The following is a 15,665-nucleotide window of genomic DNA, read 5'->3' as shown; positions in this document are numbered from 1 at the left end:
CGGTCGCTCATTGAGGTGCACCCCCTATAATAGACATTGGAAAAACCCCTGGTTAATCCGATGAATTATAGGGGGTGCATTTTTTCATGGCGATTAAAGGACAAAAGTTCAAATCATACTCAGATGAAATGAAAAAAGAGGCGGTTCGCCTACACGTTGAGGAGAAATGGAGCTACCGGCAGATCACCGAGCACTTCGGAATCCAAGACAAGGATAGAGTCAAGAGGTGGATGCGTAAATTTAGAGAGGCTGGAGAGTTTGGGCTGTTGGATCAACGAGGACGGCGAGAGGAATACATAGATCAGGATCGTCACATGAAGCAGCTTAAGCGGGAGAATGAAGTCCTAAAAAAGTGTTTGAAAATCTGGAAGCAGGAGGTGTGCAAGGAAAGTATCGCATCATTGAATCGGCCGCAGAGCAATATCCAATAACGGAACTCTGCAGCATATTGGGCGTATCCAGAAGTGGATATTATCGCTTTCTGAGCAAACAAGGTGTGGACAAAGACCAAGAGACGAAAGAACGAATCAAGGCCATTTATGAGCAGCGAAATGGAACCTATGGATACCGGAGGATTGTGATGGAGCTGGAACGACAATTTGATGAGAAGGCCAACCACAAGAGGGTGCTTCGGTTGATGCAAGTGCTAGGATTAAAGGCAGTCATCCGAAGAAGACGCAACTATCGTAGTACATACCAGGCGGCGGAAGCTGCCGGCCGGGTTGCAGAGAACTTGCTGCAGCGTGACTTTAAGGCAGACAAGCCAAATCAGAAGTGGGTAACGGATGTGACACAGTATCGTGTTGGGGATGAGAGGCTATACTTGTCGGCCATCAAGGACTTGTGCAGCAACGATATCGTTGCATATCACATAAGCAAGCGTAACGACAATGAATTGGTCCTAGAAACGTTTAAAGCCGCGTTCGAAACGCAAAAAGACGTGACTGATAAGATAGCCGGATTGATCGTTCACAGCGACCAAGGCTTCCAGTACACGTCTCATGCTTACCATGACATGCTGCCTACGGTTGGCGCCCAAATCAGCATGTCCCGACGCGGCAATTGTTTAGACAACGCCGCCATGGAGAGCTTCTTCTCGCATCTCAAAGCGGAAGCGCTCTATCCCTATGATATCCGTTCTTTGGACGAGGCACAACGGAGAATAGAGGAATTTATACATTTTTATAATCATGAGAGAATACAGAAAAAACTAAACAAGCTGACACCGTTGGAGTTCCGGCGCCAGCTTGCATCCTAGGGCTTTTTTTAATGTCTACAAAATTGGGGCTAGACCACATCTTTGAAAGGCCTCGATAGAGGTTTTCTTATTTTTCGGGGTGTAGGCGGCAGCGGCATCGGAGCCGGGGTGATGTGTGTGCCATAGCGGCATGCCGTGCCGCTAACGGGGTGAATGCGCGGGAATCAGAGCAAATAGCGGCACGCAGGTACGTTAGAGGCAGGAGCGACGTCGGAGGCGAGGGGATGAGTGTGCCATAGCGGCATGCCGTGCCGCTAATGGAGCGAATCCGCGAAAATCAGAGCAAATAGCGGTACGCAGGTACATTAAAGGCGGGAACGACGTCGAAGCCGAGGGGGATGTGTGTGCCATAGCGGCAAGCCGTGCCGCTAATGGAGCGAATCGAGAGAATCAGAGCAAATAGCGGTACGCAGGTACGCTAAAAGCGGGAGCGGCGGCGGAGCGGGGGTGATGTGAGCGCCCTAGCGGCATGGCGTGCCGCTAATGGGGACGGATGCGCGAGAATCCGAGCAAATAGCGGCACACAGGTACGCTAAAGGTCGGTAGCGTCGTCGGAGCCGGGGCGCTGTGAGTGCCATAGCGGCATGCAGGCACGCTAAGGAGGGACGACGCCCCCCTAGCGGGCACTATGCTGATCCCGATACTCCTGCGGCGTTTTGCCGAACGCCTTCTTGAAGGCGTGGTTGAACGAGTGGGGCCGCTGGTAGCCGAGCTGAGCGGCGATTTCGTAGATCTTTTCGTCGGTGTTCCGCAGCAGATACTCCGCCTTGTCCATACGAACGCGATGGAGGTAATCGCTCAGATTCTCACCGGTTTCCAGCTTGTAGATCTTCGACACGTAGACGGGATGCAGGTACACGTGCTCGGCGATCTTCTGCAGGGAAACATCGTTCGAGATATTGTGCTCGATAAACTGCTGGATCTGCCGGATGACCGAGTGGCGCGTATCCTGCGTTTGCCGTTCCAGATCCTCCCGAATACGCCGCAGCGTGCGGTACGCCCAGTCCTTCAGCTGCTGCAGCGTCCGAAACGGTACGCCTTCCGTCAGCTTCCCGTAATCCTCGGCGATCAGCTGCGACAGCTGCCTTCCATTTTTATGGGAAATGTAGGTGTACGCAGAGGCAATGGAAAAATACACCTCCATCACATGCTCCTGAGACTCGGCCTGCTTACGCTCCATCTCCTCGAAGGCAGCCTGCAGCTTCTCTTCTATACTCTCCCAGCGCGAGGCCTCCAGCAGGTGAATCAGCGTGGGCGGTTCATAAAGGCTCTGCAAGGACGAAACCTCCGGAGCCAGCTGGCCAAGCTCCTCTCCGATGCGCAGGAAAAGCTCCTTCTCGCGGCCGATGTGCCTGCGGAAGGCCTCCACCGAGCGGCTGTACAGCAGCCGCAGCTCCGCCGGGAAGTTTCCCGACGTGCTCACCAGAATGGAAATCGTGCCCTTGAGATACGTGGACACCGCGGCCTGCAGCTGGTTTGCCGTCCGCTCGAACCAGGCGGCGCCGTCAGGATCGGTTGTTCCTTGCTTCTCCGTCATCACGAAGACCAAATAATCGTGAGGGTCCTTCGTGTTCCAGCTGTCATAGCGATCACCGAAAAGCTCCTCCACCATGTTGCCGATCGCATACTCCATCAGGGACAATCGGGAGGGGTCAAACTCCAGGAAGGCCTCCTCCAGCCGGATCATCATAATGGAAAAGCTCCGGCTCGTATGACCGGCCAGTCCAAGCAAGTCCATCTTCTCCCGCAACGAGGCCTCCGACATCCGCAAGCCCTGCAATACATCGCTTAGGAGCGTGCTTCTCAGCAGGGGCAGGTTCTCTTTCAGGGTGTAGGTCAGGCGCTGCCGGGAGACGACCTCCTGCCATTCCTCCCGCAGCTTCTCCATCACCCTGCCCACGGCGGCCACCAGCTCCGGCTCCTTCACCGGCTTGAGCAAGTAATCCTCCGTACCGTAACGAAGCGCTTCTTGCGCGTATTCAAATTCGGAATACCCCGACAGCAGCAGGCACTTCGTTTTGGGCCACCGCCGCTGTATCATGGCGGCCAGCTCCAAACCTGTCATCCCGGGCATCTGGATGTCAGTAATGACAATATCGATCAAGGCCTGCTCCATCAGCTCCAATGCTTCCAGTCCGTTGTAAGCCTTGTGCACCTGTTCTATGCCGATGGCCTGCCAATCGATAGTGCCGGCCAGCCGTTCCACCACGTGCATCTCATCATCCACGATCAAGAGCTGTACCATCCTTCGCCCCTCCTTGCACCTGCTGACTTCGATTCCACTCAAGCACCGCCCGGACGCCGCCGCCTGCGGCATGCTCGAAAGACAGCCCGGAGCCCTCGCCGAACTGGTAATACAGACGGCGGTGCACATTCCAAGTCCCGCAGCCGATCTGCTCCGTCATAGGCTCGTTAAGCTGGGCTGTCAGGCGCAGCAGCTCTTCGTCCGAGAGCCCTTTGCCGCTGTCCTCAATTACGATTCGGTTCAGCTTCTCCGTCTGCTCTCCCGTAATGCGGATGAAGCCGCCTCCCACACGATGCTCAATGCCATGCACGATTGCATTCTCTACTAATGGCTGAAGCAGCAGCCGCGGCACCTTTTCCTCCAGCATCGACTCGGGTACGCTTACTTCATATTCGAGGCGCTGCATCCGCATATTTTGAATCGTCAAATAATGACGCACCAGCTCGAGTTCCTCCCGAAGCTTTACGGACTGCGTCTCCACCCGGGTAGAGTATCGGCAAAACTCGGCAAGACTCTCCGCCATCCTGACAACCGCATCCTTATCGTCGAGCAAGGCCGAATTAATAATAAAGAACAAGGAATTGTACAAAAAATGGGGATGAATCTGCGATTGCAGCTGCTTCAGCTCCGCTTCCCGGGAGCGCAGCTTCTCGGCATACACATCCTCGACCAGCTCTTGAATTTGCTCGGCCATCCCGTTGAACCGCCCGATCAAATAATGAAATTCACGGGACGATGGATCCGGCTTTACGCGAGCTGACAGGTCCCCCCGAGCCACGCGCTGCACCCCGCGGATCAAAGTGACCAACGGCCTCTGCACATGCCTATACAGCAGGAAAGAGCCGAGCACCCCCGCCAGCAGCAGGAGACCGATGGACCCGTAGAACCCGTTTCTCGTCTTCGTAATCGGCGTAAGAATCTGCTGCTCAGGCACATAATCAATGAGATACCAGCCCAGCTGGCGCGATTTCACATAGCTCACCAGATGTTCCGTATCCCCGAGCATCATGCGGGTTTGTCCGGAATCCGCCAAGTCCATTCCGCTTAGTCTCTCGCTGATTAACCGGATGACCGGCTTCGCCGCCGTACTGGTCACAATGGGCTCCTGACCGGGCGAATAGAGGAAGGGATCGCTTTGCTTATCTTTTTTATAAATATCCAGCCATTCACTAATATTCTGCACGGGAAAACGAACCTGATACACCGCCCGGGCTTCGCCATAGGTCTGCACATGGGAAGGCTCGCTAATATCCTTGCTGAAGGTGCCCTGCGCGCCGCCGCGGGAGACGTCCGTCCCATACGTCCATGTGCCGTGAAGCGTCTGCTGCCAAGGCCAGCCCGCATCGCTGCCGTTTACGAAAATATTCGATGAGATGACCTTCCTCTCCCGCGGCATCAAGAGCGTCAGGTCGTTCGACCAGGCGCTGGAGACGCTTTGCAGTCCCAGCTTTTCCTGTACCCGGGATTGCTCCCGTAACAGAGTATCCCCCGGGGGCACCGAGGGATCGACAAATTCGCGTATATAAGGGTCATGGCTTAAAATGACGGGAAACATCGACAAGTTCTCGATATGCGAGTCCAACTGAAACAAAAAGAAAGACAGCTGGTTCAAATTCGAGCTTTGAAGCTGATCCTGAATGACGTTGTTCGCCACACGGTTGGAATAGCTGTATAACACGAAAACCGGAGTAAGCAGGAGCACGACCATGATGACGATTTTGGTAAACATCGATAACCTAAGCTTCATCCGGCTTCCCCCTTCCTTACGTCACTGAATCTAGATTATAGTATCCCAACCGGAGCGGAATCAAATTCCATTATCCCTTTACGGCGCCGGCTGCGAGTCCGCTCACGATATATCGCTGAGCCAGCAAGGCAATGATGAGGACCGGAAGCGTAATAATGCAGGCGGCCGCCATGAGCGCGCCCCAGTTGATCTCCGAATACGACATGAAGTTGAATACGGCGATCGGAAGCGTCTTCGTTTTGTCGCCAGCCAGAATGATAGAGAACATGAAGTTGTTCCATGAGAAAATGAACGACAGCAGCGACGACGTAATCACACCCGGTCCGGAGATCGGCATGATGATGCGAAGGAACACCTGATGCTGCGTACAGCCGTCGATCAGGCCCGATTCCTCAATCTCGGTAGGAAGCGCCTCGAAGAAGGAAATCATAATCCAGATGATGAACGGCAGTCCGACCAGCATGTGGCTGAGAATCAATGCGGTGTAGGTGTCCACCAGATTGATTTTGGAAAAAAGGATGAACCATGGAATCAGGAACGTAATTCCCGGAATGATCCGGGCTACCAGAATAACCAGTCCCAGCTTGTGGAGGCCGTGTCTCGCGATCGCATACGCTGCAGGAAGCCCCAGCAGCAAAGAGAAGAACGTCGAGCCCAGCGCTACGACTAAGCTGTTCCATATAAATTGCATGAAGTCATATTCCCGAAATACGTTGATATAATTCACGCCAGTCGGCTTGAAGGCGAACAGCTGATCGGTGGACATGATCTGCGCCTGTGTCTTGAAGGAGGCAAGCAGCATCCACAAGAACGGAAAGGCGAACAGGAGCAGCACCAGAAATGTCAAGCCGCTGTAAATCCAGCGCTGACCGGCTTTTTTCTTCATCATGAGGCGGTTCCCTCCAATCGCTTACGCATCCAGATCATAAACAAAGTCAAACTCATAACGAGCAGGAAGAACAGTACGAGTAATGCGGAAGCCATACCCAGCTTAAAGTACTGGAAGCCGAGCACATAACCGTAAATGTTGAGCGTCTCGGAAGCCAGGTCCGGACCGCCCTGTGTCGTAGCATAGATGATGTCGAAGGTCTTCAACACATCGATCAGCCTTAGCATAGCCGCAACCATAATCGTTGGCTTCAAAAGCGGCAGCGTAATGGAGATGAACTTTCTCCAGCCGCTGGCTCCATCCACATCCGCCGCCTCGTACGGATCGGTGGGCAGCGTGGAAATGCCCGCCATTACGATCAGGGCGATCATCGGCGTCCATTGCCATACGTCCACAATGACGAGGGAAGGTATAGCCTGCTGAGGAGAGGCCAGCCACAGCAGCGGCTCGAAGCCCATCGCCTTCAGCATCATATTAGCGGCGCCCATGGTCGGTTCATAGATCAGCAGCCATACCAGACCCATCGCAACCGGAGTGGCGACCATCGGGAGAAGGAAGATGGTTTTAACGATATTTTTGCCGCGGAATTCTCTGGACAGTAATACGGCGATGGCGACGCCAAGCACAACTTCAATAAACAAGGCTCCTATAGTAAAGGAGAAGGTCGACTTGACGGCATTCCAGAAACGGCTGTCCAGGAACAGCGAGATATAGTTATCCAGGCCCACCCACTTTGGGGGAGTCGTAGCGGACATGCTCCATTCGAAGAAGCTGATCCGCACGGTATAAATAATCGGGAAGAGCATCATGACCAGGACGAAGATGACGGCCGGAAGCGTGTAGATCCATTTGAGATGTCGGTCAAACCAGTTGTAGCTCACAGTATGAAGCACTCCTTTCTCGGAAGACAAAAGGGCCAATGGCTTGGATACACCTTTGACCCTTTGTCGTGATAGCCTATGTCAGCGTTGGATTATTTCGTTTTGTCTTTGTCGATGATGGCTTGCAGCGTCTTGTTCGCTTTATCTGCGGTTTCCTGCACGTTGCCTTCGCCGGTAATAATCTTCTGTACGATTTCACCTACGGCATCGCGCGCTTCACCGACACTGATCACAACCGGACGGTCGTGGTCTACGCCGCCTTTGGCGCTTTCCTTGATGATCGGAACGAGCTCCGCCGGGAATCCGGTCGTGCCCTCAGGCTTCTCCCATACGGAAGCACGGGGACCGGGGTTACCCTTCTGCTGGGTCTTGAGCACGATTTCCTTGCTCGTCGCCCACTTAATGAACTCCCAAGCCGCATCCTTATTGGCTGCCTTCGCATTCATAGCGAGACCCCAGGAGGTGATGTTGTAAGGCTTGGAACCGGCCTTGCCTGCAGGGAATACGGCGAAGCCTACTTGATCGGCGATTTTGGATTTTTCTTTATCCGTTGCGTTCTGGTAGATGGAGTTCGCATCGGTATAGAACGCTACCTTGCCTTGGGCGAAAATCCCGATCGCCTGCGGCCAGGACATGTTCAGTACGCCTGGAGGGCCGTAATCCTTCAGCAGCGTGCCGTACGTCGTGAACGCCTTGATTGCTTCAGGTGTATTGATCGAAGCCTGATCCCCCTTGGTGAAATCTCCGCCTTCGGAATAGAGGAAGGAGGACACCTGCGTGACGAGCGGGGAACGCTGTCCGCGGGCGACGAAGCCGTACATCTCCTTCGACGGATCATGCAGCTTCTTGGCTGCGGCTACGAGCTCATCGAGTGTCTTTGGCACCTCAATGCCCGCTTGCTTAAGCAGGTCCTTGCGGTAGTAAAGGATCTCCTGCTCGGTGATGATCGGAATGCCTGCAAGCTTCCCGTCAACCGTTGCCGAGCCTACTGCGGATTTCGAGAAATCGTTAAAGTCATATGCCGCATCCTTCTTCACGTACTCATCCAGAGGCTGAACCCAGCCGTTCTTGTAGAAAAGCTTGCCTTCCTGAAGCGGGCGATACATGAACACATCCGGGGTTGCGGAGCCTGAAGTGAATTGCACGGTCAGCTTCTGCGTCAGCTGATCCTCGAACAAGCCCTGCACCGTAACCTTCATGCCGGTGGCAGCTTCGAATTCCGGGAGCAGCGGCTTGATCGCGTCTCCCCAAGGATGGTTCGCTGTTACAAGGTTCAGCGTCTTGCCCTCGAACGGCTTTGCCGCCGGCGCCTTCGTATCCGATGCTCCCTGAGTCGCTCCTCCTGCACCGCCGCCGCAGCCCGCTACTAGTGATGCTGTAAGCAGAACGGCTGCTCCCGTACCAAACCAACGCTTTCGTGTATGTTTCATAAAGTGTGACCCTCCAATATGGATGATATGTTTATTTTTTTATGAATGCGCTTTCGACTTACAGTTATAAAGATACAGCACCATCGCCGTTCTTGATATAACGAAGACTAAACATGGATAACGACACATTAATCAGTTGTGTGAGATGGTAGTAGGATTCCCGGCCAAATGAAAAAAAACTCCAACTCTCTCTCTATAGAAGAGACATTGGAGTTTAGCAGATGATGTGGGATTTGTGATAATGTGCAGCAAAATTTTGGAAAAAGAACGGATAACTGCAGGATTCGTGAGATAGTACAACTTTCAAAGCGGTCAATGTGCCTTTACCCGTCACGGTGGTGTTGGAATTTTGTATTTCCGCAGAAATCTTCCGTGCAAAGGGCGCTGCGGCAGCAGATTCCTTCCTTATCGCAGAAATCCGCCTAGCGAGCTCTGACGCCTACTCTATCGCTACCCGGCGTCGTCGGCCGATCCACTTATCCGCATAATAAGTGATTCCTGCAAACACAGCCATGATACCGAAGTAAGTCCCGGCGACCGTCACCGCATTCGGGCTCAACCGGCTGCCGCCCGGCATCCCTTCGCCGCGGGCTCCTGCGCCGCGTCCCTCCATGGAGCCGCGCTGCGGCTTCGCTCCTTCGGCTGCCCCGGCCTCGGCTCCCGGCCGCTGCATCCCGCTATGCCCGGCCGGAGCGGAGGAGGCGTTTACCACCATCCCGAGCATTTGAAGCTTGGAGAGGAAGCCCGTTGTATACACCTCGTAAGCTCCGAACAGCAGCACGATGGCCGCGGCAGCAGTCATGACGGGACGAGCGGCTGTCTTGGGCAGCTTAAGATTCAACAGCCGATTCGTCACCTTCATAACCCAATGCCAGTGGAGCCCAATGTGAACGCCGATCAGAATCAGCGTAAGGAAGGAAACGCCCATATGGGTGATTTTAAACCAATTCTCGTTTCCGTAGCGGAACTCCGGCAGGACGACCCGTGAAATGAGCAATCCGCTCACAATAACGAAGGCCATCGTGATCAGCAGGATGACGTTCAAGGCGTAGCTGAGCCGCGTTTTGCCCGGGAGGGTCTTGTCGAACAGGCGCAGCGTAATCTTCTGCACAAACTTGAGATTCAGCAGAATGTGCGTGATGAAAGCAAACGCAATGGCGGTGCCCGCAATTTCGTGAAAGGCGAGCCCCCCTAATACCATTTTGTTAAAAAGCAAAGCAAACGTGGTCCCCATGACGATATCCAGGGTCAATTTGATATACGATTTCTTTTTATTCATACCTCGCAAACTCCCATACTCAGAATGGTTTCATCGCCTCTTATTATGCGAGGGATGGCTGAAACCGTTCTGAGCAGGGGCTGAAAGCTCGCTGAATGTTTGACCGATGCTGCCGGTGATGCGTTAATGCGCCAGCATATCGGCCATATCCTCCTGTGCGTTGCCGATCAGCTTCAAGCCGAACGTCTGCACGAGCACATCCATTACGCCGGGCGTGATGAACTCCGGCGGCTTCGGACCGATGCGGATGTCCTTGATTCCCAAGCTGAACAGACCAAGGAGAATAGCGACGGCCTTTTGCTCAAACCAGGACAGCACGATGCTGACAGGAAGCTCGTTCACGGAGCAGCCGAAGGCGTCCGCCAGCGCCAGCGCGATTTTGACCGTGGAGCCGGAGTTATTGCACTGCCCCAGATCGATGTAGCGCGGAATACCCGTAGCCCCTACCGTACCGTAGTCGACGTCGTTGAAGCGGAACTTGCCGCAAGAGGTGGTCAGAATGACCGTGTCGTTCGGCAGCGAGGTAGCCAGCTCACGGTAGTACTCCCCGCCCGAGCCCGGTGCGTCGCAGCCGGCGATGACGAAGAAGCGTCTGATTTTGCCGTCCTTTACGGCTTGAATGATTTCCGGCGCCAGCCCGATTACTGTTTCGTGGTGGTAGCCTGTCGTCAGCACGGCCTCCGATTCGATATTCGCTGCAGGCAGCTGGAGGGCTCTCTCGATCAGAGGAGAGAAGTCCTCGCCCACAATTTTGGTGACCCCCTCAAGTCCGGCTACTTCATAAGAGAAGAACCGGTCGGCATACGAGCCCTTGATCGGCATGACGCAGTTGGTCGTCGCCAGAATCGCGCCGGGGAATTTCTCGAACAGACGGCGCTGGTCGTACCAGGCCTTCCCGATATTCCCTTTGAGATGAGGATATTTCTTCAGCTCCGGATACCCGTGAGCCGGCAGCATTTCGGAGTGGGTATAGATGTTGATGCCCTTGCCCTCGGTTTGCTTGAGCAGCTCCTCCAGCGCGTAGAGGTTGTGTCCGGTAACGACGATGCATTGGCCCTCGATTTTGTTTTGCGAAACGGTGACGGGCTGCGGGATCCCGAAATGCGTCGTATGCGCGCGGTCAAGCACATCCATGATGCGTACGGCGGCACTGCCCACCTTCATCGCCATATCGATATGCTCCTGGAGATTAAAGTTGGAGTTGGTTAGAGTCATATACAGCGCTTCATGCGTGATCTTATCCACCTCAGGGTCGCTGTAGCCAAGCTGGCGGGCGTGGGTGGCATAGGCCGCAATCCCTTTCAAAGCAAAAATCATCGTATCCTGCAGGCTCGCGATATTCTCGTCCTTACCGCATACCCCGATCACCTTGCAGCCGCCTGTCGGCGTTTGTTCGCATTGGTAACAAAACATAACGAATCTCCTCCAATTTATCTTTCGTAATTGTTTTTCTCATGGGTACCACTTTACCAAGAAGACAAGGCATCGGAATGTGATGGGAATCACAATGGATTTGTACAAATGATGGCAGCGAAACATGGGACTTTCGTATGAAAAAACACCAAAACTATGACTTATCATTGCCCATTCTTGGAAGTATAATAGATTCATAGCTTTGTTGACAGGTGGATGTATTTGTCGCAATTTGTAGAATTGATACGGGAGCGGGGTTGGATATTCTTTGAAAATTAATACTGCTGCAGCAGTACTGATGCTGCTGATCTTTTGCTGCTTTTTTGCAGCGCCGCGGAGCTATGCCGAGCCCATACAGGATGAATTTACTGTCGATTCCGGCTTGTGGGACTACATGGGGAATGCGTCGCGGCAGGGTGACGGAGCCGTCCGGCTGACGGAGGCTAAGGGCTCCCAGGTAGGGACGATCTGGCTCAAGCAGAGCGCGGCTCCGCCTTATCAAGTGAGCTTCAAGTTCAAGATCGATCGTCCGATACCAGGTGACGGGGGCGACGGTCTGGTGTTTATGTTCAATAAGCAGCAAAATCTGGCCCCGGCCTCGGGCGGCGGGATGGGCTTCGAGCCGGGCAGCGGCTACGGGGTCGAGTTCGATACCGTCCATAACGGCGAATATGATCAGGACGGCAGCCATATCGCCTTGTTCAAAGACAATGCCAAGCATATGCCGGACCCGCTGGATGCTACACGCCGGCATGCGCTGGCGCTGGTGCCTGCCGCCGGTCTGAGCGACGGCGCCTGGCATGATGTCAGCCTTCGCGTGGAGAACCATCGGGTCACGCTATGGAAGGACGGCAGCTTGGTGTTCCGCGCGGACGGTCCGCTGGACAACTCCTTCGCGGGCCTCGGATTCTCGGCAAGCACGGGCGGATCCTATCAAGCGCATTGGATTGACAGCTTTCAGCTGGATAGCGCTCCTTTTATCAGTAGGGTGGATGCGGATAAGGAGGGTCGCCTGAAGAACGGGGAGACGGTGGATCTCCAGCTGCAGTTTTCCAAGACAGTGAACGTCACCGGCTCTCCCGAGCTCACGCTGAATAATGGGGCCAAGGCGGTATATGCCAGCGGCTCGGGGACGGACACGCTGCATTTTACTTATTCGGTGGACGGAACGAAGCGAACGAAGGCGCTTGACGTCACGGGTCTGGCTCTGAACGGGGGAAGCATCAAGGGCATGGATGGCTACGATGCCAACGTGGCGATGCCGGACCCGGGTGTCGCCGGCTGGCTGTCTCAGACGAAAAGGCTGATCATCGACGGTCTTGTGCTGCAGCTCGATTTTGAAGGCGGCTATACGGATTTGTCGGGGATGGCGAATCACGGAACGGCGAACGGGGAGGTCGCCTTGGTCCCGGGCACCAAGTTCGGCCAGGCGGTCCAAATCAAGGGCAATGGAGTGGCCGCGGCGGGAAGTAACGGGGTGATCCGCATCCCGGATAGCTCTACACTCGCGCTGCAGAATGAACTGACCGCCTCCTTCTATTTGCGTGTGGATAGCAAGAAGGGGACGGACGGGTATTGGACGCAGCTGGATGAAGGAGTCCAGTCGATCCTTGCGAAGAAAAGCGACACCGAGGGCTTTGTCATCAACCTGGATTATATGGCCAATCCGGATGAAATCTATTTTAATAAATCAATGGATGCCTACAGCGGCCAAAATGGACTTGTTATGGATTATACGTATCCTACAGGCAATCCTCCAGACGGTCCTCCAGGCGAATGGCATCACGTGGCCGTCGTCGTTGCCACCGATAAAATTCAATTGATCGTTGATGGAGACACTAAAAAAACAGAGCCGCTCAGCGCACCCGATAAGGTAGACTTCACCAGCGCGAATGGACAAGACCTGACCATCGGCCAGTTCGGGACCGGATGGTACGCGGCCAATATTTCGCTGGATGATGTGCGGCTGTATAACCGGGCACTGTCCGAGACGGAGGTGCAGAGCTTGTACAGCTCGACGCGGCCGGCCATTACGTCCATCACGGTTCCTGATGCTCCTGCCGAGAGGGCGTATAAGCTTGGGGAAGCGGTAACCTTCGAGCTGACCTACTCGGAGCCGGTATGGGTGTCCGGGTCGCCCTATCTGGAGTTGACGGGAGGAAAGCAGGCGGTTTACCGTTCGGGGAGCGGCTCGAATAAGCTCCGATTCGCTTATGTGGTTGCAGCCGGGGACGGCATCTCGGACTTCAGGGTAACCGCGCTGAATACGGCATCGGGAAGCATTCGAAGCGGCTGGGATTATGATGCCACAGGGACGCTGCCTGCGCCAAGCTATCCGACGCTCCACATAGACGGAGTAGCACCGACAGTCGACGTATGGGCGCCGGGCACGAGCTCCGTTCGCTGGGTGGAATTGAACCCCCAGCCGGGAAGCGATGCCGTGTCCATGCGATTCTCGAATGACGGCGTGACATGGCAGGCATGGAAGCCCTTCGCTACGAAGACCTATTTCAAGATCGACGGAACCGGCAGCGTATGGCATCAGTTTATGGATGCGGCCGGTAATCTGAGCACGCCGGGGAATTTCTACATCTCCTATGGCAATTCCTTGGCGCCGCGGGCCGGAGCCGATCGAGCCCTATATTTCCGAAGTAACGAGTCCGTAGTCATTCCGAATAAGAACGATCAGCTCGGCGTTTTCACCATCGCCATGCGGGTATATCCTCAGTTGGATAGCTCACCGACGTCCAGCAACCCGGTGCAGACTCTGTACCATCAGCCTCCGGGTACAGGTACGAAGGGAATCTGGATGTACTTGAAGGATAACCGGGTGCACGCGGCCTATACGAGCCCTTCCGGCGCATGGGAGGAGCAGTTTGTTTCTACGGAAGAGCTTCCGCTCAATCAGTGGTCGCAGCTTGGTTTTATGTTCTATAACACCTATGCAGAGCTGTATATCAACGGTCAAATGAAAGGCTCCGGCTCCGTCGAAGTCGGTACATATGCGCAGACCAAATTCCAATCGATCACGCTGGGCAATCGGCCGGGACAGGCGGAAGGCTTCGTGGGCGGGATGGACGACCTTGTCTTTTTCAACCGCGATGTCTATGGGTCGGAGCTGTCGAAGCTGGAGCATGAGGGCATTAATCCGAATCATTTGTACTACGGAAATATTACGAATTATTTCCCGTTCGATTACCTGGTCCAGACCTCTGTCGTCGACGTGATAGGCGGACTCTACGGTGGGGTTAACGGATTGACCGCATCGGATGTGAAAGAATACTTGAATCATACCTCCTTCACGATAGAGGAGGATCAAGTCCTGAACAGCAGGCTGCTGGGATATGACGGCAATGACGATCCGGTAACCTTCCGGATCGTTACGGGACCTTCACACGGCACGGTTACACTGAAGGATGCGGTGACGGGGGCTTTTAAGTATCAGCCTGAGCCCGATTACTTCGGCCCGGACAGCTTCACCTTCCAAGCGAATGAAACCGGCAGGGCATCGAATATCGCTACGGTTGCCGTTACGGTGGCCCCTGTGAACGATCCGCCGAGCTTTGCCCTCAAGGGAACGGAAATGACCGTGACCCATCCGCTCCCGGTTTCCGAGCTGTGGGCGATCGGAATCAGCCCGGGACCTTCCAACGAAGAAGGTCAGATGCTGGTCTTCGAAGTAACGACAGACCGGCCTGAGCTGTTCGACGTGCAGCCGGCAATCGCCGCTGACGGCACATTGACGTTCCAGGCTAAGCCGAATGCGAAAGGAACCGCCATCGTCACAGTGGTGCTAAGCGATGGCGAGCCGCATTATGGTGATGTATATTGGTACCGGCAATTTCAAATTCATGTAGATACGTCACCGATGTTCCTTGCTCCGGAGGCGCTGGACCTGACGGTGGGAAGCACGGCTCCGGTTGCGGTTAAGGTGTATGCGGGCGGAACGGTGACGGATGTGACGTATCACGCAGCTTACCTTGGCTATAACGGCAGCATTGTTTCAGTAAGCTCTGCTGGCATGGTGACGGGACTCTCCAACGGTTCTACCGTCATTACGGTAACGTACGGCGTCTACAATGCCCAGCTGCCGGTAACAGTTACAGGAGGGACGACGCCTCCTCCTGAGAGACATATCAACTATATCGAGATGGATCCGCTCCCGTTCTTAACCGTCGGAGCAGCGGTCCCGGCCCGGGTATGGGGCGTATACTCCGACGGGAGCCGGGAAGCGCTGACGACCGGAGTGACGTTTACCTCCTTAAGTCCGCTGCTCGTCAGTGTCGACCCGAACACGGGCATGCTGAAGGGGCTGGCAGGGGGTGACTCGGTGATTAGGGCCGTTTACGGCTCTTACGCAGCCGAGCAGAGGGTATATGTCATCACGCTCGAGCTGATGGTCAAGCGGCAGGATTTGAACGGCGATGGAATGTTCGACAAGCATGACGTCCTCCTTGCGCTGAGCCATCTGCCAAGCTACCGTATACGTGAATAAGCGCGCTTGCTTACGGCGGTCGTTTCCT

General features: G+C 54.7%; 10 protein-coding genes. 3 read left to right on the top strand and 7 right to left on the bottom strand.

What is annotated here, in order from left to right; genetic code table 11:
• Nucleotides 1–86 precede the first annotated feature (86 nt).
• Nucleotides 87–431, top strand: coding sequence for a helix-turn-helix domain-containing protein (locus RAC89_RS09795; protein ID WP_306611401.1), 345 nt, complete (start codon nt 87–89; stop codon nt 429–431).
• Nucleotides 353–1,258: an IS3 family transposase gene (locus tag RAC89_RS09790; RefSeq protein ID WP_306612056.1), complete on the top strand. Its 906-nt coding sequence runs from the start codon at nt 353–355 to the stop codon at nt 1,256–1,258. The genes RAC89_RS09795 and RAC89_RS09790 overlap by 79 nt, the downstream gene beginning before the upstream one ends.
• 616 nt (nt 1,259–1,874) lie before the next feature.
• Here the strand turns inward: RAC89_RS09790 and RAC89_RS09785 are convergent.
• The 7 genes from RAC89_RS09785 to hcp all read right to left on the bottom strand — a co-directional run bounded on the left by RAC89_RS09785 (nt 1,875) and on the right by hcp (nt 11,142).
• Nucleotides 1,875–3,503 carry a response regulator transcription factor gene (locus RAC89_RS09785; protein WP_306613266.1) on the bottom strand — a complete coding sequence of 543 codons (1,629 nt, stop codon included), beginning with the start codon at nt 3,501–3,503 and terminating at the stop codon, nt 1,875–1,877.
• Nucleotides 3,478–5,250, bottom strand: coding sequence for a sensor histidine kinase (locus RAC89_RS09780; RefSeq protein WP_306613265.1), 1,773 nt, complete (start codon nt 5,248–5,250; stop codon nt 3,478–3,480). Before RAC89_RS09780 ends, RAC89_RS09785 begins: the two co-directional genes overlap by 26 nt.
• A 70-nt stretch (nt 5,251–5,320) precedes the next feature.
• On the bottom strand, nt 5,321–6,136 hold the full coding sequence (locus RAC89_RS09775; protein ID WP_284644963.1) for a carbohydrate ABC transporter permease: 816 nt from the start codon (nt 6,134–6,136) through the stop codon (nt 5,321–5,323).
• Nucleotides 6,136–7,020 (bottom strand): carbohydrate ABC transporter permease, encoded by an 885-nt coding sequence (locus RAC89_RS09770; protein WP_306613262.1) that lies wholly within the window; start codon nt 7,018–7,020, stop codon nt 6,136–6,138. Before RAC89_RS09770 ends, RAC89_RS09775 begins: the two co-directional genes overlap by 1 nt.
• A gap of 92 nt (nt 7,021–7,112) precedes the next feature.
• Nucleotides 7,113–8,450 (bottom strand): ABC transporter substrate-binding protein, encoded by a 1,338-nt coding sequence (locus RAC89_RS09765; RefSeq protein WP_306613260.1) that lies wholly within the window; start codon nt 8,448–8,450, stop codon nt 7,113–7,115.
• 439 nt (nt 8,451–8,889) lie between these two features.
• The gene (locus tag RAC89_RS09760) at nt 8,890–9,729 is read right to left on the bottom strand and encodes a DUF4405 domain-containing protein (protein WP_306613259.1); all 840 of its coding nucleotides are present in this window, start codon (nt 9,727–9,729) and stop codon (nt 8,890–8,892) included.
• A 123-nt stretch (nt 9,730–9,852) separates the two neighbouring features.
• Nucleotides 9,853–11,142: a hydroxylamine reductase gene (gene hcp / locus RAC89_RS09755; protein WP_306613257.1), complete on the bottom strand. Its 1,290-nt coding sequence runs from the start codon at nt 11,140–11,142 to the stop codon at nt 9,853–9,855.
• A 268-nt stretch (nt 11,143–11,410) separates the two neighbouring features.
• On the opposite strand from hcp, the gene RAC89_RS09750 reads away from it, so the two are divergent.
• Complete coding sequence (locus tag RAC89_RS09750; RefSeq protein ID WP_306613256.1) at nt 11,411–15,637, top strand: LamG-like jellyroll fold domain-containing protein; 4,227 nt, start codon at nt 11,411–11,413, stop codon at nt 15,635–15,637.
• Nucleotides 15,638–15,665 lie beyond the last annotated feature (28 nt).

Source organism: Paenibacillus sp. GD4, assembly GCF_030846225.1.
Lineage (GTDB): Bacteria > Bacillota > Bacilli > Paenibacillales > NBRC-103111 > Paenibacillus_G > Paenibacillus_G silviterrae.
This window is presented reverse-complemented; position numbering and strand designations above follow the sequence as displayed.

What these genes read in the sequence shown, in the direction of transcription:
- hcp (WP_306613257.1), bottom strand. Translation starts at nt 11,142, where the DNA reads ATGTTTTGTTACCAATGCGAACAAACGCCGACAGGCGGCTGCAAGGTG.
- RAC89_RS09760 (WP_306613259.1), bottom strand. Translation starts at nt 9,729, where the DNA reads ATGAATAAAAAGAAATCGTATATCAAATTGACCCTGGATATCGTCATG.
- RAC89_RS09765 (WP_306613260.1), bottom strand. Translation starts at nt 8,450, where the DNA reads ATGAAACATACACGAAAGCGTTGGTTTGGTACGGGAGCAGCCGTTCTG.
- RAC89_RS09780 (WP_306613265.1), bottom strand. Translation starts at nt 5,250, where the DNA reads ATGAAGCTTAGGTTATCGATGTTTACCAAAATCGTCATCATGGTCGTG.
- RAC89_RS09785 (WP_306613266.1), bottom strand. Translation starts at nt 3,503, where the DNA reads ATGGTACAGCTCTTGATCGTGGATGATGAGATGCACGTGGTGGAACGG.
- RAC89_RS09795 (WP_306611401.1), top strand. Translation starts at nt 87, where the DNA reads ATGGCGATTAAAGGACAAAAGTTCAAATCATACTCAGATGAAATGAAA.
- RAC89_RS09775 (WP_284644963.1), bottom strand. Translation starts at nt 6,136, where the DNA reads ATGAAGAAAAAAGCCGGTCAGCGCTGGATTTACAGCGGCTTGACATTT.